The organism is Streptomyces sp. CB01881 (assembly GCF_002953255.1).
In the GTDB taxonomy this organism is placed as follows: Bacteria; Actinomycetota; Actinomycetes; order Streptomycetales; family Streptomycetaceae; genus Kitasatospora.
This window is the reverse complement of record NZ_CP026498.1, coordinates 8162101-8182990: the sequence shown is the minus strand read 5'-3', so window position 1 is coordinate 8182990 and position 20890 is coordinate 8162101. Positions and strand designations below refer to the sequence as shown.

Here is a 20890-nt window from a genome sequence, read left to right as displayed (position 1 = left end):
GTATTGCCCAGGACCGGGCCGCTGAGCACCGGATTTTGCCCCGGACCGGCCCCACATCGGCCCCGCGCCGGCCCGGCACCCGCCCCGCACCTGCCGCGCGCACGGCTCCGGCGGTCGCGGTCGGCCACCGCGTCCGCCCGGTGAGCGTGTTCGGCACCGGCGGCCCGTATTCGTTAACGTGCACGATGTGACTGCAGAATCCACCTCCCTCGCAAACGGCGCCGTCGCCGCAGGTCTGGCCACCATCGCCGCCGACGGCACCATCCTCGACACCTGGTACCCCGCCCCCGCGCCGGCCGCCGAGCCCGGCCCGGCCGGCACCGTCCGCCTGACCACCGAGCAGGCCGAGGCCGAGCTGGGCGCCGGCGCGGCCGAGGCGCTGCGCACCGACGCCCGCCGCGGCGTCGAGGTGGTCGCCGTGCGCACCACGATCGCCTCGCTGGACGAGAAGCCGATCGACGCGCACGACGCCTACCTGCGCCTGCACCTGCTGAGCCACCGCCTGGTGCGGCCGCACGGCCAGAACCTCGACGGTCTCTTCGGTCTGCTCGCCAACGTGGCGTGGACCAGCATCGGCCCGGTGCAGGTGGACAAGGTCGAGCAGGCCCGCCTGGCGGTCCGCGCCCAGGGCGGCCAGCTCGCCGTGTACGGGATCGACAAGTTCCCGCGGATGACCGACTACGTCGCCCCCTCGGGCGTGCGCATCGCCCACGCGGACCGCGTCCGCCTCGGCGCGCACCTCGCCCCGGGCACGACCGTGATGCACGAGGGCTTCGTCAACTTCAACGCCGGCACCCTCGGCACCTCGATGGTCGAGGGCCGGATCAGCGCCGGCGTCGTGGTGGGCGACCACAGCGACATCGGCGGCGGCGCCTCGATCATGGGCACGCTGTCCGGCGGCGGCAAGCAGGTCGTCTCGGTCGGCGAGCGCTGCCTGCTCGGCGCCAACGCCGGCATCGGCATCTCGCTCGGCAGCGACTGCGTGGTCGAGGCCGGCCTCTACGTCACCGCCGGCACCCGGGTCACCACCCCGGACGGCAAGGTCGCCAAGGCCGTCGAGCTGTCCGGCCAGGACAACCTCCTCTTCCGCCGCAACTCCCAGACCGGCGCCGTCGAGGTCATCGCCCGCGCCGGCTCGTGGGGCGGCCTGAACGCCGAGCTGCACGCCCACAACTGACCTCCCTCCCGCCTGAGGTTTCGGGTCCCCGGCGCCGCGACGGCGCCGGGGGCCTGGTGTTTGCGGGGTGGGGGTTTCGCGTTTCGCTTCGCCCTTCTTCGGGGCCCCTCCCCCCTCCCCCACCCCTCGCCCGCTCGCCGCTTGCTACTTGCCGCTTGCTACTTGCCGCTTGCTACTTGCCGCTTGCCGCTTGCCGCTTGCCGCTTGCCGCGCACAACACACCCGCGCACCGCTCAACGCCCACCGCTCAACGCCCACCGCTGTAGAACTGCCACGTGGACGTGCTCGGACCGGCCGGCCGCTGGAGGTCCGCCCCGGAGCGACCCGGCACCGGGGCAGGCGTGCCCTGACTTGCCCCGGAGCCGGACAGGCCTGCCCGGAAGCAGCTCCGCACCGGGGCAGGCCGGTGCCGGGCAGCCCAACGCCCTCCACCGGTGGCCCATCGATGAGCGCTCACCGATGGGCCACCTCCGCACAGCGCACGCCGCCGGCACACCACGTAGCGCACCTCCGCCCGCCCGCCGCCTAGCCGAGGCGGTCGGCCGGCGGCAAGCCCTGGTCACCCGAGAGGCTTACCGGTCACGGGAGTTGGACCGCATTGGGTGGTGGCCGGTGACCCGGTATCGGGCGGTTCGTTGGTTGCAGCGGCGGGGCCCCTGCCCCGGTGGCGCGGTGCCGCGCGCCGAGCCGCCGCCTGCCGCTTCACACCGCACTACCGATCCGAAGAGGTCCACTCATGTCCGAACCCTGGTCCGAGGCATCCGCCGTGCAGCAGCATCCGGCAACCGACGCATCGGCCGTGCCGGCCATTCCGAAGAGCCTGCTGGAACAGCTGCAGGAACTGCTCGCCTCGGTGACCGCGGACCTCGCGGAGCTGCAGTCGTCCGGCGCCCGGGCCTCCGACCGGCCGAACGGCGGGCCGAGCCTGAGCACGAGTAACGGCGTCTCCTCCTCGGACGCCTGAGACTTCGGCGGCGGGCCGGTCACCGCGGGCTCCGCCTGCTCCCGCTCGTACTCCCCGGCCGCCTGCCGGACCGCCTGACCAAGCCGGGCGACGAGGTCCTTGCAGTCGGCGCCGGCGTCGACCCCGTCGATGCACGTCCAGTACAGGCTCTCGGTGTCCGCGCCGCAGGCCAGCACCACCAGCGTCTCGCCGACGTCCCGCAGCAGCGCCCCGAGTTCGGCCAGCACCGGGGGGAGCGGCCCGATTTCGGTGAGCCGCCCGGCCCGTCCGCCGACGCCCAGCCCCAGGAGCGCGGACGAGTCCCCCGAGGAGTGGTCCAGGCATCCGGCCGCATGACTGCCGGCCTCGGCAAGCTGCTGGCCGAGGCCGGCCAGCTCACCGTCGTCCAGCTCGGCCAGCCGGGCGCCCACCGCCTCGGTGAGCAGCGCGGCCTGCCGCGCCTCGGCCAGCACGTCCGGCACGTTCCTGGCCTCGGCCAGGGCGTGCCGGGCCGTCTTGATCAGTCGTAGCGCCTCCATCGGCCGCCACCCCTTCCGCGCGTTCTCGCGGTGTCCGCGCGGCCGCTCGACCGCGTGGACACCTGGTCACGGCGAAAGCGTGCGCCGAAGGACGGACGGGCGCAGCCGTCTCCTCAGAACCTGTGGACAACCCGGGGGGTGTGGATAACTTCCGTCCCTCGCAAGGGTTATTCGCCCATATCCCGCTTGCCGCCGGGCCGCTCCCCGGCCCGTTCCTCGGGCCGTTGCCCGGGCTGTTCCCCAGGCTGTTCCCCAGGCCGTTCCCCGGCCGTCCGTTCACCCTCGTTCTCCCCCGCCCCCTCTGCGAGCCCCTCCCCCGCCCCTGTCCCACGCCCCGCGCCGGGCACCGGGAAGCGCAGCTCGTTGCGCTCGATCTTCGCGGCCAGGGCGGTCAGCGGGTCCACGCCGACCGCCGTGCAGAACTGCAACAGGTAGGCGAGGACGTCGGCCACCTCGTCCCGCACCCGGTGTGCGTCGTCGGGCTCGGACATCACCGACGCGGCCTGCTCGGGCGTGAGCCACTGGAAGATCTCCAGCAGCTCGCCGGCCTCCACGCTCAGCGCCGCCGCCAGGTTCTTCGGCGTGTGGAAGGGCTCCCAGCCGCGTGCCGCGGCGAAGTCCGTCAAACGCTGCCGCAGGCTCTCCAGGGTCGGGCCCGCCGGGCCCGTGACTCGTTCACTCACCCTCCACGTCTACCGCATCCGCAGTCGCAGCCCCCGCAACGGGTACAGCCCCCGGCACGACCGCCCCGGCGCCCCGCACGCCGCCCTGGGCCGGCACCCGCGCCGTCTCGGTCCGCAGCACGGTGTGCCCGGAGCCGGGGTCGCGCCGGCACTCGACCAGCGCGACCCCGGGCGGCAGCTCGCCGGCCCCGCCGAGCGCCTCCCGGGCCGCGGCCGGCTCCTGCAACGCGCCGAGCATCCGCAACTGGTGGCGCCCGGACATGTCGCGGGCCAGTCGCAGCAGCGAGGCGGTCTGCTCGGTGCCGAGCCCGGCCCCGAGGTCCTCGGCGAGCACGGTGAGCTGCCGGCGCGCCCAGGGCACCTCGGCGGCCACGTCCAGGTCCAGGACGCCGGCGCCGGTGAGCAGCACGGCGGCGAACGCGAGGTGGCGCAGCATGCCGTCGGAGGCCTGGTCGGCTCCGGTGCGGCCGAGGACGCCTTCGTCGAAGACGGCGAGGACGCGTTCGCCGGCCCCGGTGCCGCGGCGGGCGAGGTCGAGTCCGAGCAGGGGGTGCGGGGCGGCGGACTGGACGACGCGGAGCAGCCGGCCGTAGCGGCGGGCGCACTCGTTGCTGAGCCGGGCGATGACGGCGGAGATGTTGGCGGCGGTGCTGAGCAGCCTGGCCTGCGGGTCGGGGCGGGCCCAGTCGCGCATCAGGGCTGGCACGGGGTGGACGGGGAAGACCTCGCGCAACGCGGTGAGCAGGTGCTCCGCGGCGGTGAGCACCTTGCGTTCGCCGGGTGAGGAGCCGGCGACGCGCAGCGGGATCTGCGCGGTGATCAGGGTGGTGCTGGTGAAGGGCGCGCGGATGTCGCCCTGCCGGGTGTCGTTGTGCCAGCTGACGTTGACCCGTCGGTTCCGGAGGTCCTGCTCGCCGGTTTCGACGAGGGTCCGGCCGTCGAGGGTGAGCTGTTCGCGGGCGATCCGGACGGGGCCGTCGGTGCGGATGACGACTTCGAGGCCGACCGGCCCGTCGCAGGAGCGGACGGTGCAGCCGAGGATGAGGGCCTTGCGGCCGTGCGGCACGCAGCCGGCCAGGCCGCCGCGGACGGGGGTGGCGAGCGGGCCACGCCGGCCGGGGAGGCCGTCGAGGGAGTCGGTGATCTCCTCGCCGAGGGCGAGGCGGGAGAGGACGGCGAGGGCGTCGAGGGCGTTGGACTTGCCCACGCCGGCCGGTCCGTGCAGCACGGTGAGGGGCGCGAGCGGCAGGGTGGCGCGCCGGTAGGACTTGAACGAGGTGAGCCGGAGTTCCTCGACGGTGGGGCGCTGTGCGGGCGGCCGTCCGGGGTCCGAGGTGCGCTGCTGGGGGTGGGCCGGCACGGCGGGCCGGGTGGCGTCGCGGTTCACCCGTCGGACGTTAGCCGCCGTCCTCGCGGCAGAAACGTGCCTGCTCGGCAGATTCATCCCAACGAGGTGAGCGGTCCCCGCAGCGGACGCCGCCCCGGAACGCCCCGCTCGTCCCCGGCCCCCGGCGGCTCATCCCGGCCCGCACCGACTCGGCCCCGCCCCGGCGGCTCAGCCCGACCCCCGGCGGCTCAACCCGCCCCCCGGCGGCTCACCGCCGGTAGGCGGCGACCGTCACGGAGGCGGTCACCTCGACCGGATCGGGCAGTTCGGCGAGCCGGGCGGCCAGCCGCTGCGGATCGGTGTGCCAGGCGCTCGGGCCCATGCCGACGACGGTGCGGACATCGGCGGCGGCGAGCCGCATGGTGAACTCGACCTCCTGCCGCCCGGCCGGTGTGAGGTGGGGGCCGAGCTTCTCGTCGATCCGGCGCTGCTTCTCCTCGTCGACCGAGAGCAGCCCGAGTCCGGCGACGAGTTCGCGCAGGTGGCGCGGGGTGGGCGAGACCAGCAGCAGGGTGCCGCCGGGGCGCAGGACGCGGCGGATCTCGGGGCCGTTGCGCGGGGCGAAGACGTTGAGGACGAGGCCGGCGGCGGCGTCCAGCAGCGGCAGCGGTCGCCAGGCGTCGCAGACGACGGCGCCGATCCGGGGGTGGGCCTTGGCGGCGCGGCGCAGCGCGTACTTGGAGATGTCGAGGGCGGCGCCGGGCCGGCCGGGCAGGGCGTCGAGGACGTGGGCGAGGTAGTGGCCGGTGCCGGCGCCGAGGTCGGCGACGAGGCCCTCGGGCGAGGTGGCCGAGGCCGCGTCGGCGAGGGCATCGGCGATCGGGCGGTAGTGGCCGGCGGCGAGGAAGTCGCTGCGGGCGGCGACCATGTCGGCGGTGTCGCCGGTGCCGGTGTGGGCGTCACCGGCGAGCAGGCTGACGTAGCCCTGCTTGGCGATGTCGAAGCTGTGCCCGCCGGGGCAGCGCAGGGTGCGCCCCTCGGGGGTGAGGGCCTGCGCGCAGTGCGGGCAGGCCAGGTAGGGCTCGATGTCCTGCAGCAACGTCCGTCTTCTCTCGCCATCCGGTCGTGCGGTCCGGCCGGAAGGGCAAGCCTAACGACCGGTGGTGCGCGGCTGCGCATCCCGCTGGCCGGGCAGGCGCGGGGTGCCGCCGCCGGTCCGGGCGGTGCGCAGGGCGAGCGCGGCGAGTGCTTCGGGGGCGCCGGCCTGGCCGCGGATGCCGGGGAAGGCATTGATGTCGACGATGACGGGTTCGGCGGGACCGTCGAGCAGGTCGACGCCGTAGACGTCGAGGCCGAAGACCTGGCCGACCCGGCGGGCCAGCTCGGCGCGGTCGGCGGGGAGGTCGGCGGGACCGAACCGGCCTCCGGCGGGACCGGACCGGCTCCCGTCGGCGGCGAGGGCGGCCGGGAGGTCGGCGGCGAGGGCGAGTTCGGAGCGGCGGCGCTCGCAGAAGACCTGCCCGTCGACGACCCAGATCTTCTGGTCCCAGCCGGTGTTGGCGAGGTAGGGCTGGGCGATCACGGGTTCGGCGGGCCACTGGGCGGCGAGGGCGCGCAGCCGGTCGGGGCCGTCGACGCGGGCGACGAGGTCGTGGCGGCGGCTGTGGCGGCTCTTCACCGCCAACGGGTAGTCGGCGTCGGACAGTTCGCCGGCGAGGTCGGCGAGGCTCGCGGCGGTGCGGGTGGCGGCGAACGGCAGGCCGGCACGGTGGGCGAGGTCGGCCATGGCGGTGCGGTCCTGGCAGAACCCGGTCGCGGCGGCCGAGTTGAGGACGGGGGCGCCGCGCTCCTCCAGGTGCCGGGCGAGCGCGAGGGCGTACGGGGTGCGGGCCTTGAGCAGGTAGACGTCGGCCGGCGGGCCGGGGCCGATCCGCTCGGCGGGCGGGGTGGCGTCGGAGGTGGGGTCGATGGTCTCGACCTGGTGGTCGGGGGCCAGCAGCGCGGCGGTGGCGGCGAGCAGCGGGTGGCCGGGGTCGGGGGTGACCAGGCCGATCCTCATATCGTCCCGCCCATGCCGCCGGTGACGAACCCGGCCCCGCCCACGCCGACCCCGGCGCCCTGAGCGGGAAGCCGCACCGGCTCCGGCACCGAGGGCACCGACACGGCCGCGACGGCCGACGACACCGGCACGGCCGCGACGGCCGACACGCCCGCCGGCACCGACACCGCCGAAGCCGCCGACACGCCCGCCGGCGCCGAGACCGCCGTCCCGGTGCGGGCCAGCCGCAGCACGGCGCGGGAGACCCGGGCCACCGCGTCCGGCACCTGGCGGAAGCTGGGGAAGTCGTTGATGTCCACGATCACCGGGCCGTCCGGGCCGAGCAGCACGTCCACGCCGTACAGGTCGAGCCCGAAGACCTCCCCCACCTGCCCGGCGATCCGCGCCACCTCGGTGGGGAGCGGCACCTGCCGCTCGCGCACGCCCTGCTCGGGGTGCAGCGGCGAGCAGCGCTCGGTCGCGTACAGCTCGCCGTCGACGCAGTACACCTTGAGGTCGGTGCCGGAGTTGGGCACGTAGGGCTGGGCGATCAGCAGGCCCTCACCGGCGAGCAGGGGACCGAGTCCGACGAGGTGGTCGGGGGTGGGGACGAGCCGGACGGCCCGCCCGGAGCTGCCGTCGGCGGGCTTGACCACCAGCGGGTACTCGGACGCGGGGATCTCCGCGAGCCGTTCCCAGCGGGCCGCCGCGTACGTGACCGGGACGGGCAGGCCGCGGGTGCGCGCGATCACCGCCGCGAGCGCCTTGTCACGGACGCCGCGGATGGACCGGACGTCGTTGACGGTGGTGAGGCCGACGGCGGCGGCCGCCTCCAGGAGGGTGAGGCCGGGGCCGCCGGAGACGGTCTTGAGCACCCAGGCGTCGTGGCTTCCGGCCCGGACGGCCTCGGAGATCGCCATCAGCGAGTTCCCGGGGCGCAGCACGTCCACCCGGTGTCCCCACGCGGTGAGTTGGCGTACCACGTCGAGCGGCATGCCGTCGTGCCGGTAGTGCTCCTCGACCAGAAAGCAGAGCCTCATGAGCCTGTCTTCCCCCTCCTCGCCAGCGCGGACGTCCGCCGTTCGCGTCCGGCAGAGCTGTAAAGGCCCCAGAATGCCATGGCGTCTGCACACAAGATCGCCCGGCCTGTAAGCATTCGGCAACAATCGGTCCGAAATGCCCGGGCCCCGCCCGGCGGTGGGCGGGCGGCCGGGCGGACGGCCGACGGCGGGCGACGGACGGCCCGTCGGCAGGGGTGACGGACGGCCCGTCGACGCAAAACGGTGGCAGGTCCACGACGGGCCTGCCAGGATGCACGGCGTGACCTCTGACGATCTTGAAACCGCCCGCCGCGCCCTCCCCGACCTCCTCTCCGGGATCGAGCAGTACTACGACGCCGTCCCCCGTTCCGCGGCCCGCGTCGAGGACTTCGGTCCGCTGACCCTGTTCGTCCGCGACGGCCAGGGCTGGCCGTACTACGCCCGTCCGACGCTCGGCCACTCCGGTCCGGCCGCCACCGCCGAGGACGTCCGCCGGGTACTGGACCGCCAGCGCGAGCTGGGCCAGCCGCAGGCCTTCGAGTGGGTGGCCGAGCACGACCCGCAGCTGCGCGCGGCGGTGGAGGAGGCCGGGCTGACGGTGCACGAGCACCCGCTGCTGGTGCTCGGTCCGGACGACGAGCCGGCCGGGGCGACGCCGGCGTCGCCCGAGGGCGTGGAGGTCCGGATCCTGGCCGCCGACGCCCCGGAGCTGGCGACTGCAGTGGCCGTGCCGCATCTGGCCTTCGGTGAGCCGGGCACCGCCACGGGCACCGCAGGGCTCGACGAGCTGGCCGTCGCGGCCCGCAAGGCGGCGGCGGACGGCTCGGCCGCACGGGTCGCCGAGCGGATCACCGCCGGGAAGACCGTGCTCGCCGCGGCCGTCCGGGACGGCTCGGTGCTCTGCGCGGGCCAGCACAACCCGGTCGGCCAGGTCACCGAGGTGGCCGGCGTCGGCACCCTGCCGTCGGCACGTCGGCAGGGGCTCGGCCTCGCGGTCACGGCGGCGCTGGTCGCGCACGCGCGGGCCAACGGCGTGCGGACGGTGTTCCTGTCCGCCGCCGACGAGGACGTCGCCCGGATCTACCGCCGGGCCGGCTTCCGCCCGTTCGCCACGGCCCTGATCGCCGAGCCCGCCCAGAACGGGGCGTGACCGGCCTGCTCCGTCCGTCGGGCCGGGGCGGCGGACTCAGTCCGAGTCCTCGTCCTCCTCGCCGCTGACGCCCTCGCCCTCGGCCTCGTCCACCACCCACGCCGCCAGCCGCTCGGCGACGCCGGACACGCCGAGCCGCCCCTCGCGGATGGCCCGGGCGAGGCTGCGCACCTCGCGGGCGGTGGTGGCGACCGTGCAGCCGCTGGCCACCAGGTAGGCGTAGGCGACGGCGGTGGCGAACAGCTCGTTGGTCTTCTCCAGGGCCGGCACCCGGATCAGCTGGTGCATCAGGGCGGCGGCGCGGTCCTGCGGTTCGGGGTAGACGGCGATGTCGAAGATCTCGGCCTGGTGGCGGGAGACCGCCGCGAGCAGCGATCCGTAGTCGGTGACCTGCGGGTCACCGGGCGTGTACTGCTCTGCGGTCATGAGCAGCCACGAGAGGTCGACCTCCAGGTTCAACGGCGCACGTCCTGGAGGTCGGCCGCGTCACCGAACTCGGCCAGGAACGCCGTCTCGTACTCCTTCATGAACTGCGCGGCGGCGTCGACGAACGCCCGCCCGGCCTCGCCCATGTCCTGCTGGACCAGGCGCTCGATGTACTGGTTCATGCTGATCCCCTGCTGCTCCGCCCGTTCCCGGGCCATCTCCGCGGTGGTGGCGTCCACCCGGACGTTCAGCTGTTTCTTACCCATGCCCCTCAAGCTAGCGCCGAAGTGCTAGCACAACAAGGGCGCACTCAGGCCCTCGTACGCCCCTTCCCCGGCCGCGGGCCACGGCTCTCCTGGGCCATGCCCCTGCCGCACGGCCGCGAACCCCCGGGAGCCCGCCGGGTCGAACGGCCCGGCGCGCCCGCGCCACCGGCATCGTCCCGAACGGCGGCATCCGCCCTCCCCGACGGGACCAGCCGCCGCACCACCCACCGGGACCAGCCACCGGAACCACCCACCGAGACCACCCACCGGAACCACCCCCACGAACCGGCGCGGGGAGGCCTGCGGAACCGCCCTGAGGAGCGAGACTTGAAGAGTTCTTCACCTTCCGAGATTCTGAACTGCCCCGAGCATTCCCTGGAGCGGCACCGACCGGTGTGGAGGCCGGCAATGACAGCCATGTTCGACCAGGAGCTGCGCGAGCAGCTCGACCAGGCCCGTAAGGACCTCGCCGCCGCGCGGGCCGACGGCGACGCCGACGGCGTCCAGGCGTACGAGGGCCGCATCGCCGGGCTGCTCCGGCTCGCCGCCCAGCACGGCGTCTCCCTGCCGCACAGCGCGGAGGAAGAGGAACAGAACCTGCGCTGAGCGGCACCACTCACCAGCATCCCGGCCCCCCGACGGCCGGACGCCAGGGAGGCGGCACCCGGGGTTCCGGGTGCCGCCTCCCTGGCGTCTGTCGGCCGTCGTCCGGCTACTCGCCGACCGGCTCCAGGATCGCCACGCACTCGAAGTGGTGGGTCATCGGGAACAGGTCGAAGGCGCGCAGCGAGACCGGGCGGTAGCCGCCCTCGCGGAAGAAGGCGAGGTCCCGGGCCAGGGCCGCCGGGTCGCAGGCGACGTAGGCGATCCGGCGGGCCGAGAGGCCGGCCAGGTGGGCGACGGTCTCGCGCCCGGCGCCGGCCCGCGGCGGGTCGAGGACGATCAGGTCGGTGGACGCGATGCCGGTGCGCGGCAGCAGCGTCTCGACCCGGTCGCACTCGATCTGCACGTTGTCCAGCGCGGCCAGGTTGTGCCGGGCGTCGACCACGGCCTGCTTGGCCGACTCGATGCCGAGCACCGCGCCGTCCTCGCCGACCCGGTCGGCCAGTGCGCCGGCGAAGAGGCCGACGCCGCAGTACAGGTCGAGCGCGTTCTCGCCCCACTGCGGGTCGAGGCCGTCCAGGACGGCGTCGACCAGGGTGTCCGGGGCCTCGGGGTGGATCTGCCAGAAGCCGCCGTTGCTGACCCGCCAGGTCCGGCCGGCCGCGCGCTCGCGCACGAAGGAGCGGCCGTGCACCTTGTGGATGTTGTCGTGCTCGTCGATCCGCGCGATCGACACCGGCTTGTCCAGCTCGACCAGCGGCAGCTGCGCGCCCGGGACCGGGGTCAGCACGACCTGGCGGTCGGAGGAGCCCGCGGAGGCCATCACCTCGACGGTGGCGACGCCCGGCCAGTCGCGGGACTCGATGCCCAGCTCGCTGACGCCCTCGGCGGCGATCAGGCACCGGTCCACCGGCTGGATGTCGTGCGAGCGGTGCTTGCGCAGGCCGACCTTGCCGGTTTCCTGGTCGACCGCGTACTGCATCCGGGTGCGCCAGGCCGGCACCTGCCCGGCCGGGAGCTTGCCGCCGACCGGTTCGACGCTGCCGTCCCAGCCCGCCTCGGCCGGGGTCAGGCCGGCCAGCTTGGCCAGCTGCTCGGTGAGCACCTGCACCTTGAGCTTGCGCTGCCCGCCGGGGGTGACGTGCTGCCAGTCGCAACCGCCGCACTTGCCGGGCCCGGCGAACGGGCACGGCGGGGTGATCCGGTCCTTGGCGGGCTCCAGGATCTCCACCGCGTCGGCGCGCAGGAAGCGCGACTTGGTGGTGCCCTCGGTGACCAGCGCGACGACCTTCTCGCCGGGCAGCGTGTGCCGGACGAACAGCACGCGGCCCTCGTGCCGGGCCACGCAGTGCCCGCCGCCGTGCGCGACCGGGCCGACCTCGACCTCGTAGCGCTCGCCGACCAGCGGGTCACCGCCGGGGCCCCGGGGGGCCGCCTCGGGGCGCGGGGCGCGGGTGGGGCGCAGCGCCTTCGGCGGGCGGACGGTCTGCTTGCGCGGACGGTCCCCGGCCCCGGCCCCGGCCTTGGCCTTGTCCTGGCGCGGCGCGCCGGCGGAGGCCGGCCGCTCTCCGCGCGCGGGGCGCTCGGCACGCGCCGGGCGCTCGGCGCGCTCGGTCTGCTCCGGCTCCGGGGCGCGCTCCGCCGGCGCGAGCGGCGCCGTCTGCGCGGTGAAGCCCTCGCGGTCGGTGGCGGCCGGGCGGACGGGCTTGCCCCAGCGCGGCCGGGCGACCTGCCCGGGCTTGCCGGCGCCGCCCTTGCGGGCGCCCTTGGCTGAGCCCTTGCCGGAGCCGCCGGACGAACCGGACGAGCCGTGGGAGCGGGACGGGGTGTTGCGGGTCACTGGGAGGAGTCCTTGCTGCTGTCAGCGGAGGCGGCGGTCGTACCGTCCGGCGTACCGGAGACCTTCGACTTTACGGCCTTCGGCGCCCGGGGCTCACCACGCCGGACCGCGCCCGGCGCCGACCAGGCCTTCTGCGGCTTGCGCCGTTCGGAGGACTCCAGCTGCCACGGCACCGAGGTCACCATCACACCGGGCTTGAAGAGCAGCCGCCCCTTGAGCCGCAGCGCGCTCTGGTTGTGCAGCAGGTGCTCGTACCAGTGGCCGACCACGTACTCCGGGATGTAGACCGAGACCACGTCGCGCGGGCTGCTGCGGCGCAGGTTCTTGACGTAGTCCAGGACCGGCCCGGTGATCTCGCGGAACGGCGAGTCCAGCACCTTGAGCGGCACCTCGATGCCGCGCTCGTCCCACTCCCGGCGCAGCGCCGCGGTGTCCGCCGGGTCGACGTTGACGGTGACGGCCTCCAGCGTGTGGGCGCGGGCGAGCCGTGCGTAGGCCAGGGCGCGCAGGGCGGGCTTGTGCAGCTTGGAGACCAGGACGATGGCGTGCACCCGGGTGGGCAGCACCACGTCGTCCGGCTCCTCGGCGGCGACCAGCTCGTCGGAGACCCGGTCGTAGTGGCGGCGGATCGCCTTCATCATCACGAACAGCACGACCATCGTGGCGATGGCGATCCAGGCGTGGCTGATCTTGGTGGCGAGGACGACGATCAGCACGGCCATGGTCATCACCAGGCCGAAGGTGTTGATCGCCCGGCTGCGCTGCATGTGGCGGCGCTTGGCCGGGTCGGTCTCGCTGCGCAGCTCCCTGGTCCAGTGCCGGATCATGCCGGACTGGCTCATGTTGAAGGAGACGAAGACGCCGACGATGTAGAGCTGGATCAGCCGGGTCGGGTCGGCGTCGAACGCGATGATGAACAGGATCGCGGCCAGTGCCAGCAGGATGATGCCGTTGGAGAAGGCCAGCCGGTCGCCGCGGGTGTGCAGCTGGCGCGGCAGGTAGCGGTCCTGGGCGAGGATCGAGCCGAGCACCGGGAAGCCGTTGAAGGCGGTGTTGGCGGCCAGCACCAGGATCAGGCCGGTGACGGCGGCGACGAAGTAGAAGCCGGGCGTGAAGTTGGAGAAGACGGCCTCGCTGATCTGGGCGAGCGCGGTCTTCTGGTGGTAGTCGCCGCCCGCGCCGACGAGCTGCTGGGCGGGGTCCTCGGCCATCTGGACGCCGGTGAGGCGGGCCAGCCAGATGATGCCCATGAACATCACGACGGCGATCGACGCCATCATCAGCAGGGTGGTCGCCGCGTTCTTGCTCTTCGGCTTGCGGAAGGCCGGCACGCCGTTGGAGATCGCCTCGACACCGGTGAGCGCCGCACAGCCCGAGGAGAACGCCTTGAGCAGCAGGAACACCATTGCGAAGCCGGCCAGCGACTCGTTGCCGGGGGTGGGCTGGAGGTGGAAGCCGGAGCTCTCGGCGGGCATGTCCTGCCCCAACCCGAAGTGCCGGACCACGCCGTACACCACCATGCCGACCACGCCGATCATGAAGGCGTACGTCGGGACGGCGAACGCGCTGCCGGACTCGCGGACGCCACGCAGGTTCATGCCCATCAGCAGGATGACCACGACCACCGAGAGGGTCAGCTCGTGGCCGCGCAGCGCGGGCACCGCCGAGACCACGTTGGCCACCCCGGACGTGGTGGAGACCGCCACGGTGAGGATGTAGTCGACCATCAGCGCGCTGGCGACCACGAGGCCGGAGTTGGCGCCGTGGTTGACCGTGGCGACCTCGTAGTCGCCACCGCCGCTCGGATAGGCATGGACGTTCTGCCGGTACGAGGCCACCACCGCGAGCATCACGATGGCGACGACGACGCCGATCTGCCATGAGAAGTGGATGGCCGAGGCACCCGCGAGGGAGAGCGTCAGCAGGATCTCCTCGGGCGCGTACGCGACCGAGGAGAGCGCGTCCGAGGCGAAGACGGGCAGCGCGATGCGCTTGGGGAGCAGCGTTTCCCCGAGCTTGTCGCTGCGTAGCGCACGCCCGATAAGGATGCGTTTCGGAAGGTCAGTCGGCATAGGCACGGTAAGGCATCGTAGGGGCTGTTCGCCGCGTGGTCCGACTTGCGTCCCCCCCTTCGTCGCGACTGTGTTCGGTGGACCGGCTAGCGTGTCGGATACGAGCAGGCGGGCAACACTCAGGTTGTCGAGCCCTGCGACCACGAGATCGCTCGCCCGGACAGCGGGGCGGGGAAGGATGACGAACGGTGTTTGCGCAGGTCAAGAACCCAACGGGACGGGTGAGGTAGCGCCGGTGCACATCGTCATCATGGGCTGCGGCCGCGTGGGCTCCGCCCTCGCCAGAGCGCTGGAGAAACAGGGCCACTCGGTCGCCGTCGTCGACCAGGACCCGACGGCGTTCCGCCGCCTGGGCGCCGGATTCAACGGGCGCCGGGTCACGGGTGTCGGCTTCGACCAGGACACCCTGAAGGAGGCCGGCATCGAGGAGGCCGGCGCCTTCGCCGCCGTCTCCAGCGGCGACAACTCCAACATCATCGCGGCCCGCGTGGCCCGGGAGAACTTCGGCGTGGAGAACGTCGCGGCCCGGATCTACGACCCCCGCCGCGCCGAGGTCTACCAGCGCCTGGGCATCCCCACCGTGGCCACCGTCCGCTGGACGGCCGACCAGATGCTGCGCCGGCTGCTGCCCAGCGGCGGCGAGCCGCTCTGGCAGGACCCGAGCGGTACCGTCCAGCTCGCCGAGGTCGCGTACGACCCGCGCTGGATCGGTCACCGGGTCAGTGCGCTGGAGGAGGCCTCCGGCACCCGGGTGGCGTTCGTCACCCGGCTCGGCGAGGGCGTGCTGCCCACGCCCCAGATGGTGGTGCAGGAGGGCGACCTGGTGCACGTGATGGTGCGCCGGGCCGACCTGGCGGCGGTCGAGGCCGCGTTCGCGCAGGGGCCGAACGAGGAGGGTCACTGATGCGGGTCGCCATTGCCGGGGCCGGGGCCGTCGGCCGCTCGATCGCGGGCGAGCTGTTGGAGAACGGCCACGAGGTCCTGCTGATAGACAAGAACCCGAACTCCATCTCGGTGGAGCGGGTCCCCATGGCGGAGTGGCTGCTGGCCGACGCCTGCGAGATCACCTCGCTGGACGAGGCCGCGCTGCAGCGCTGCCACGTGGTGATCGCCGCGACCGGTGACGACAAGGTCAACCTCGTCGTCTCGCTGCTCGCGAAGACCGAGTACGCGGTGCCGCGGGTGGTCGCCCGGGTGAACAACCCGAAGAACGAGTGGCTCTTCAACGAGTCCTGGGGCGTGGACGTCGCCGTCTCCACCCCGCGCCTGATGTCGGCCCTGGTCGAGGAGGCCGTCAGCGTCGGCGACCTGGTCCGGCTGATGCGCTTCAGCCAGGGCAACGCCAACCTGGTCGAGCTGACCCTCGCCTCCGACACCGAGCTGGTCGGCACCCGCGTCGGCGACGTGCCGTGGCCGCCGGACACCTCGCTGGTAACCATCATCCGCGAGGGCCGGGTGCTCACCCCGGGCAAGGACGACACCCTGGAGGGCGGCGACGAGCTGCTCTTCGTGGCCGCCCAGGAGCGCGAGGAAGAACTGGAGAACCTGCTCTCGGGCTCCCCCGGTACCCGGTAGCCCGGGCCTCACGTGCGAGCGGGCCCGCACCCGGTTTTCGGGTGCGGGCCCGCTCGCACGGCTCACTTCCGGTCGGCCTCGGCCGGCTCGTCGTCCAGCTGCACCTTGATCGGCGGCGGCGCCTTCAGCAGGATCTGCCAGGTGACGTACATCGCCAGCAGCATCGGCGGGATGCCCAGGGCGACCTTGAGCCACCCGAGCAGGTTGACGTTGTGCGTGAAGTACAGCGGGAACAGGATCAGCGGCTTGATGCCCATGATCAGCACCCAGGCCCAGGTCGCCTTGGTGTAGGCGGCCAGCCGGCCCGGGTTCTGCTTGCGCCAGGTGAACATCTCGCCGGTGACCGGGCCGAGCATGACACCGATCAGCGGCCAGCGGACCAGCGCCGAGACGGCCAGGCCGATGCAGTAGCCGACGCTCCAGAGCAGGCCCGGCAGGTAGAAGTTCTCCGCCTTGCCGGTCTTCATCGAGATCCAGGCGCCGATGGCGACGCCGAACACGCCGGAGAAGGCGTGCTGGACGGTCTCCCGCTTGGCCAGGCGCGCCACCACGAACAGGGCGCTCAGGCCGAGCGCGGCCCAGGCGGCCGCCGGGACCTGGTGGGTGATGTTGTAGGTGACGATGAAGACCAGGCCGGGCAGCGTCATGTCGACCATGCCGCGCACGCCGCCGAAGGCCTGCATCACGCTCTCGGCGGCCTCCTTGGAGGCCGCGGCCTGCCGGGCCGCCTCGTCGTCGGCGGGGGCGGTCTCGACCAGGCCGAGCTGGGCGGCGGGCTCGCCGCCGGGCTGGATGCTCACGCTCATTCGCTCCCGTGTCCGACCGGACGCAGCTCGTAGCGGGGGTTGAACAGCACGCGGCGCCCGCGTGCGTGGCTGATCCGGCCGCTGGCGACCAGCCGGCGGCCGGGCTCTATGCCCGCGATGGAGCGCCGGCCGAGCCAGACCACGTCCAGCGCCTCGGTGCCGTCGAAGAGCTCCGCCTCCAGCGCCGGCACGCCGGCCCGGGGACGCAGGGTCACGGTGCGCAGGGTGCCCGCGACGGTGACCAGTTGACGGTCCCCGCAGCTGGCGATCGGAGTGCAGCCCGACTCCGCCGCGCTCTCCTGGCGCAGCTCCTCCGCCTGGAGCTCCTCCGCGGAGGAGGTCAGCCGGCTGAGCAAACGGCGGAAGCGGCCCTGCGGCTGGTCGCTGCTGTTGTCACCACTCATGTCGGAAAGGCTACCGGTATCGGGGCCGGCTGCGGCAGGTCACGAGGTCAGCGGGGCACCCGGACGGGCCTGCCGGCCGGCCCGGCTCAGTTCTCGAAGCGGTAGCCCATGCCCGGCTCGGTGATGAAGTGGCGCGGGTGGGAGGGGTCGCGCTCCAGCTTGCGGCGCAGTTGTGCCAGGTAGACCCGCAGGTAGTTGGTCTCCGTGCGGTAGGCCGGGCCCCAGACCTCCTGGAGCAGCTGGGTCTGGCTGACCAGCCGCCCGGCGTTGCGGACCAGCACCTCCAGCAGGTGCCACTCGGTCGGCGTGAGGCGGACGTCGGTGCCGTCCCGGTTGACCTTCTTCGCCGCGAGGTCGACGGTGAACGTGTCCGTGACCACCAGGGAGTCGTCCTCCCCGGCCACCGGCTCGGCGCGGCGGACGGCGGCGCGCATGCGGGCGAGCAGCTCGTCCATGCCGAACGGCTTGGTGACGTAGTCGTCGGCGCCGGCGTCCAGCGCCTCGACCTTCTCGTCGGAGGCGTGCCGGGCGGAGAGCACGATGATCGGCACCCTGGTCCAGCCGCGCAGGCCCTTGATCACCTCGACGCCGTCCATGTCGGGCAGGCCCAGGTCGAGGACGACCACGTCGGGGTGGCGGGCGGCGGCCAGCTCCAGCGCGCCCGCGCCGTCGTGGGCCGCGTCGACCTCGTACTTGCGGGCCTTGAGGTTGATCACCAGCGCGCGGACGATCTGTGGTTCGTCGTCCACGACGAGGACCCGGGTCATGCGGGCTCCGCCTTTCACAGCTGTCGGAAGGGGGTGGTCACACGTGGGAGGCGCGGTCCATGGGCTCCGGTGGCGGCGGCACCGGCTCGGGCGGCCCCGGCGGGCGGCCGGCGACGGGCAGGCTGACGACCATGGTGAGGCCGCCACCGGGGGTGTCCTCGGCGGTGATCGTGCCGTCCATCGCCTCGACGAAGCCGCGCGCGACGGCGAGCCCGAGGCCCACCCCGGCGCCGCGCGGCGCGTCCCCGTAGCGCTGGAACGGCGCGAAGATCCGCTCCTTGGCGTCCTCGGGCACGCCCGGCCCGCGGTCGACTATCCGCAGCTCGACCCGCCCCGGCCCGCCCGCCGGGACCAGCGCGTCCGCCTTGACCAGCACCTTCACCCCGGCCGGGCTGTACTTGACGGCGTTCTCGACCAGGTTGGCCAGCGACCGCTCCAGCAGCCCGCCATCGGCCCGGATCATCGGCAGGCTCTCCGGGACGTCCAGCCGGACGGCCTCCGGCGGGACGCCGCCCAGCGCGAACGGCACCACCTCGTCCAGGTCCGTCTCCTGGATCAGCGGCGTGACGGTACCGGTCTGGAGCCGGCTCATGTCGAGCAGGTTGTTGATCAGGTGGTCGAGCCGGTCGGCGCCGGCCTCGATGCCGGCCAGCAGCTCGGCCTCGTCCTCCTCGTCCCACTCGACGTCCGCGGAACGCAGCGAGGTGACGGAGGCCTTGATCCCGGCCAGCGGGGTACGCAGGTCGTGCGAGACGGCGGCGAGCAGGGCGGTGCGGATCCGGTTGCCCTCGGCCTCGCGGCGGGCCGCGGCGGCCTCCCCGGCCAGCCGGCGGCGCTCCAGCAGGACGGCGGCCTGCGCGGCGAAGGCGCCGAGCAGCCGGCGGTCCTCGGCGGGCAGCACCCGCCCGCGCAGTGCCAGCGCCAGCGTGTCACCGACCGGGACGTCCACGTCGGCGCTCTCGGGCCGCTCCGGCGGGTGCGGGCCGGCCGACGCGACCGTGTGCCAGGGACCGAGCGGGTCGGGCCGCTCCAGCAGCACCGCGGAGTCCTGCTGGAAGGTCTCGCGGACCTGCTCCAGCAGGGCGGTCAGCACGCCGTCCCCGCCCGGCGCGCCGCGCAGCAGGGTGCCGGCCAGGGCGCTGAGCGTCTGGGCCTCGGTCTGGCTGCGCGCCGCCTGGTGGGTGCGCCGGGCCGCGAGGTCGACCACGGAGGCGACCGCGATGCCGACGGCGGTGAATATCGCCACCGCCATGATGTTCTGCGGCTCGTCGATGGTGAAGGTGTGGATCGGCGGCGCGAAGTAGTAGTTCAGCGCCGAGGAGCCGACCAGTGCGGAGGCGATCGCCGGGAAGAGCCCGCCGACCAGCGCCGCGCAGACCGTCAGCGACAGGAAGAGCAGCATGTCGGTGGAGAGCCCGAGGCCCTCGGTGTGGGTGAGCAGCAGCGCCAGCAGCGGCGGCCCGCCGAGGCCGATCAGCCAGCCCGCGACGGCCCGCGGCCGGCCGAGGTCGGTGACCTTGCGGATCGGGAGCCGGCCCAGGCCCTTGGCGGCGTGCTCGTGGGTGACGATGTGCACGTCGATGTCGCCGGACGCCCGGGTCACGGTGGCGCCGACGCCCGGGCCGTAGAGGTACTGCCAGGCGGGCCGGCGGCTGGTGCCCAGCACGATCTGGGTGGCGTTGACGCCCCGCGCGAAGTCCAGCAGCCCTGCGGCCGGGTCGTCGCCGAGGACAGCGTGGAAGGTGCCGCCCAGGCTCTCCACCAGCGCCCGCTGCTCGATCAGCGTCTGCGAGGAGCCCGACCCGGAGCCGGCCAGACCGTCCGAGCGGGAGATGTGGACGGCCAGCAACTCGCCGCCGGACCCCCGGGCCGCGATCCGGGCGGCCCGGCGGACCAGCGTCGCGCCCTCGGGGCCGCCGGTCAGACCGACCACGATCCGCTCGCGGGCCTGCCAGGTGCCCTCGATGCCCTGCTCGGCCCGGTACTTCTGCAGGTACTCGTCGACCCGGTCGGCCGTCCAGAGCAGCGCCAGTTCGCGCAGCGCGGTCAGGTTTCCCGGGCGGAAGTAGTTGGCGAGGGCGGCGTCGATCTTCTCCGGCGCGTACACGTTGCCGTGCGCGAGACGGCGACGCAGCGCCTGCGGGTCCATGTCGACCAGCTCGATCTGGTCGGCCCGCCGCACCACCTCGTCCGGCACGGTCTCGCGCTGCCGGACCCCGGTGATGCCCTCCACGACGTCGCCGAGGGACTCCAGGTGCTGGATGTTCACGGTCGAGACGACGTCGATGCCGGCCGCGAGCAGCGCCTCGACGTCCTGCCACCGCTTCGCGTTGCGGCAGCCGGGGACGTTGGTGTGCGCGAGCTCGTCCACCAGCGCCGCCTCCGGGCGGCGGGCCAGCAGGGCGTCCAGGTCCATCTCGGTGAACGAGGCGCCCCGGTGGGTCATCTCCCGGCGCGGAACGGTCTCCAGACCGGTGACCAGGGCGGCCGTGTTCCGGCGCCCGTGGTCCTCGACGAAGCCGACGACGACGTCGGTACCCCGCTCCAGCCGCCGGTGCGCCTCGGCGAGCATGGCGTACGTCTTGCCGACCCCGGGGGCCGCCCCGAGGTAGATCCGCAGCCTGCCGCGTCCCATGTGCACCATTCTTGATCCGGCCGACCCGGGGGACCACCCCGGACACCTGTTCCCCTCCCTTGGAGACTACGGCGTAACGGGTGATTCTCCAGCGATCGGGGCCCTGATCAGGCAGTTTTAGCGGCATATTGACGGCCGGCGGGGCCCCGAGCCCTTCACGGCACCCCCCGGGCACCCGACCGCCGGCGGAGGGCGGAGGGCAGAGGGCGGACCGGGCCGCGATTCCGGGAAACGCCGGGCTCCCGGGAATGCGGAACTCCGGGAAACGCAGAGAACCCCCACCCGGGATCCGGGTGGGGGTTCTCTGTGAATGATTGTTCGGCGGCGTCCTACTCTCCCACAGGGTCCCCCCTGCAGTACCATCGGCGCTGTGAGGCTTAGCTTCCGGGTTCGGAATGTAACCGGGCGTTTCCCTCACGCTATGACCACCGAAACACTATGAAACTGTCGGCCGCACCATGACAGGCCATGTCATGGGGTCGTTGTTTCAGAACAACACAGTGGACGCGAGCAACTGAGGACAAGCCCTCGGCCTATTAGTACCGGTCAACTCCACCCCTCACGGGGCTTCCATATCCGGCCTATCAACCCAGTCGTCT

18 protein-coding genes, 1 rRNA gene and 1 pseudogene are annotated in these 20890 nt (G+C 73.6%); 5 read left to right on the top strand and 15 right to left on the bottom strand.

All coding sequences use genetic code 11. The features are described 5' to 3' along the window. Positions 1-178 precede the first annotated feature (178 nt). The gene (gene dapD / locus C2142_RS25685; RefSeq protein ID WP_174315738.1) at positions 179-1177 is read left to right on the top strand and encodes a 2,3,4,5-tetrahydropyridine-2,6-dicarboxylate N-succinyltransferase; all 999 of its coding nucleotides are present in this window, start codon (positions 179-181) and stop codon (positions 1175-1177) included. Positions 1178-1879: 702 nt separating this feature from the next. Here dapD and C2142_RS25680 read toward each other — a convergent pair. The 6 genes and pseudogenes from C2142_RS25680 to C2142_RS25655 form a co-directional block, all read right to left on the bottom strand. After that, positions 1880-2659 (bottom strand): DUF6099 family protein, encoded by a 780-nt coding sequence (locus C2142_RS25680; protein WP_153882817.1) that lies wholly within the window; start codon positions 2657-2659, stop codon positions 1880-1882. Between the two features lie 332 nt (positions 2660-2991). Continuing rightward, positions 2992-3297: pseudogene (locus tag C2142_RS40365) on the bottom strand (nucleotide pyrophosphohydrolase); the annotation flags it as partial. Positions 3298-3334: 37 nt separating this feature from the next. After that, a complete protein-coding gene (locus C2142_RS25670; RefSeq protein ID WP_148645135.1) occupies positions 3335-4729 on the bottom strand; it encodes an ATP-binding protein in 1395 nt (464 codons plus the stop codon). A 208-nt stretch (positions 4730-4937) separates the two neighbouring features. Further along, positions 4938-5768, bottom strand: a complete 831-nt coding sequence (locus C2142_RS25665; protein ID WP_148645134.1) for a putative RNA methyltransferase — start codon at positions 5766-5768, stop codon at positions 4938-4940. 51 nt (positions 5769-5819) lie between these two features. Continuing rightward, positions 5820-6728 (bottom strand): alpha-L-glutamate ligase, encoded by a 909-nt coding sequence (locus C2142_RS25660; protein WP_148645133.1) that lies wholly within the window; start codon positions 6726-6728, stop codon positions 5820-5822. Beyond that, positions 6725-7747 (bottom strand): hypothetical protein, encoded by a 1023-nt coding sequence (locus C2142_RS25655; protein ID WP_148645132.1) that lies wholly within the window; start codon positions 7745-7747, stop codon positions 6725-6727. Before C2142_RS25655 ends, C2142_RS25660 begins: the two co-directional genes overlap by 4 nt. Positions 7748-8027: 280 nt before the next feature. Between C2142_RS25655 and C2142_RS25650 the strand changes: the two genes are divergently transcribed. Further along, positions 8028-8897 (top strand): GNAT family N-acetyltransferase, encoded by an 870-nt coding sequence (locus C2142_RS25650; protein WP_241002783.1) that lies wholly within the window; start codon positions 8028-8030, stop codon positions 8895-8897. 36 nt (positions 8898-8933) lie between these two features. Here C2142_RS25650 and C2142_RS25645 read toward each other — a convergent pair whose 3' ends face one another. Further along, complete coding sequence (locus tag C2142_RS25645) at positions 8934-9356, bottom strand: fic family toxin-antitoxin system, toxin component (RefSeq protein ID WP_148645130.1); 423 nt, start codon at positions 9354-9356, stop codon at positions 8934-8936. Beyond that, entirely contained in the window at positions 9353-9589 is a 237-nt protein-coding gene (locus tag C2142_RS25640) for a toxin-antitoxin system HicB family antitoxin (protein WP_148645129.1), read from the bottom strand. Before C2142_RS25640 ends, C2142_RS25645 begins: the two co-directional genes overlap by 4 nt. A 408-nt stretch (positions 9590-9997) precedes the next feature. On the opposite strand from C2142_RS25640, the gene C2142_RS25635 reads away from it, so the two are divergent. Then, positions 9998-10195: a hypothetical protein gene (locus tag C2142_RS25635; RefSeq protein WP_206671024.1), complete on the top strand. Its 198-nt coding sequence runs from the start codon at positions 9998-10000 to the stop codon at positions 10193-10195. 106 nt (positions 10196-10301) lie between these two features. On the opposite strand, the gene C2142_RS25630 is transcribed toward C2142_RS25635, so the two are convergent. Next, positions 10302-11657 (bottom strand): class I SAM-dependent RNA methyltransferase, encoded by a 1356-nt coding sequence (locus C2142_RS25630; RefSeq protein ID WP_148645909.1) that lies wholly within the window; start codon positions 11655-11657, stop codon positions 10302-10304. A gap of 371 nt (positions 11658-12028) precedes the next feature. Next, positions 12029-14110 (bottom strand): APC family permease, encoded by a 2082-nt coding sequence (locus C2142_RS25625; RefSeq protein WP_148645128.1) that lies wholly within the window; start codon positions 14108-14110, stop codon positions 12029-12031. 229 nt (positions 14111-14339) lie between these two features. On the opposite strand from C2142_RS25625, the gene C2142_RS25620 reads away from it, so the two are divergent. Then, positions 14340-15008, top strand: a complete 669-nt coding sequence (locus tag C2142_RS25620; RefSeq protein WP_148645127.1) for a TrkA family potassium uptake protein — start codon at positions 14340-14342, stop codon at positions 15006-15008. Beyond that, positions 15008-15679, top strand: a complete 672-nt coding sequence (locus C2142_RS25615) for a TrkA family potassium uptake protein (protein ID WP_148645126.1) — start codon at positions 15008-15010, stop codon at positions 15677-15679. Before C2142_RS25620 ends, C2142_RS25615 begins: the two co-directional genes overlap by 1 nt. A 62-nt stretch (positions 15680-15741) precedes the next feature. Here the strand turns inward: C2142_RS25615 and C2142_RS25610 are convergent, their stop codons facing one another. The 5 genes from C2142_RS25610 to rrf form a co-directional block, all read right to left on the bottom strand. Then, complete coding sequence (locus tag C2142_RS25610) at positions 15742-16479, bottom strand: DUF3159 domain-containing protein (protein WP_241002782.1); 738 nt, start codon at positions 16477-16479, stop codon at positions 15742-15744. Positions 16480-16481: 2 nt separating this feature from the next. After that, complete coding sequence (locus C2142_RS25605) at positions 16482-16889, bottom strand: OB-fold nucleic acid binding domain-containing protein (protein ID WP_148645124.1); 408 nt, start codon at positions 16887-16889, stop codon at positions 16482-16484. An 86-nt stretch (positions 16890-16975) separates the two neighbouring features. After that, positions 16976-17656: a response regulator gene (locus C2142_RS25600; RefSeq protein WP_148645123.1), complete on the bottom strand. Its 681-nt coding sequence runs from the start codon at positions 17654-17656 to the stop codon at positions 16976-16978. A gap of 37 nt (positions 17657-17693) precedes the next feature. Beyond that, positions 17694-20291, bottom strand: coding sequence for a sensor histidine kinase KdpD (locus tag C2142_RS25595; RefSeq protein ID WP_148645122.1), 2598 nt, complete (start codon positions 20289-20291; stop codon positions 17694-17696). Positions 20292-20607: 316 nt separating this feature from the next. Then, positions 20608-20724: ribosomal RNA gene (rrf, locus tag C2142_RS25590) — 5S ribosomal RNA — on the bottom strand. Positions 20725-20890: the final 166 nt, after the last annotated feature.

What these genes read in the sequence shown, in the direction of transcription:
- C2142_RS25655 (WP_148645132.1), bottom strand. Translation starts at nt 7,747, where the DNA reads ATGAGGCTCTGCTTTCTGGTCGAGGAGCACTACCGGCACGACGGCATG.
- C2142_RS25615 (WP_148645126.1), top strand. Translation starts at nt 15,008, where the DNA reads ATGCGGGTCGCCATTGCCGGGGCCGGGGCCGTCGGCCGCTCGATCGCG.
- C2142_RS25635 (WP_206671024.1), top strand. Translation starts at nt 9,998, where the DNA reads ATGACAGCCATGTTCGACCAGGAGCTGCGCGAGCAGCTCGACCAGGCC.
- C2142_RS25660 (WP_148645133.1), bottom strand. Translation starts at nt 6,728, where the DNA reads ATGAGGATCGGCCTGGTCACCCCCGACCCCGGCCACCCGCTGCTCGCC.
- C2142_RS25640 (WP_148645129.1), bottom strand. Translation starts at nt 9,589, where the DNA reads ATGGGTAAGAAACAGCTGAACGTCCGGGTGGACGCCACCACCGCGGAG.
- C2142_RS25595 (WP_148645122.1), bottom strand. Translation starts at nt 20,291, where the DNA reads ATGGGACGCGGCAGGCTGCGGATCTACCTCGGGGCGGCCCCCGGGGTC.
- C2142_RS25600 (WP_148645123.1), bottom strand. Translation starts at nt 17,656, where the DNA reads ATGACCCGGGTCCTCGTCGTGGACGACGAACCACAGATCGTCCGCGCG.
- C2142_RS25680 (WP_153882817.1), bottom strand. Translation starts at nt 2,659, where the DNA reads ATGGAGGCGCTACGACTGATCAAGACGGCCCGGCACGCCCTGGCCGAG.
- C2142_RS25605 (WP_148645124.1), bottom strand. Translation starts at nt 16,889, where the DNA reads ATGAGTGGTGACAACAGCAGCGACCAGCCGCAGGGCCGCTTCCGCCGT.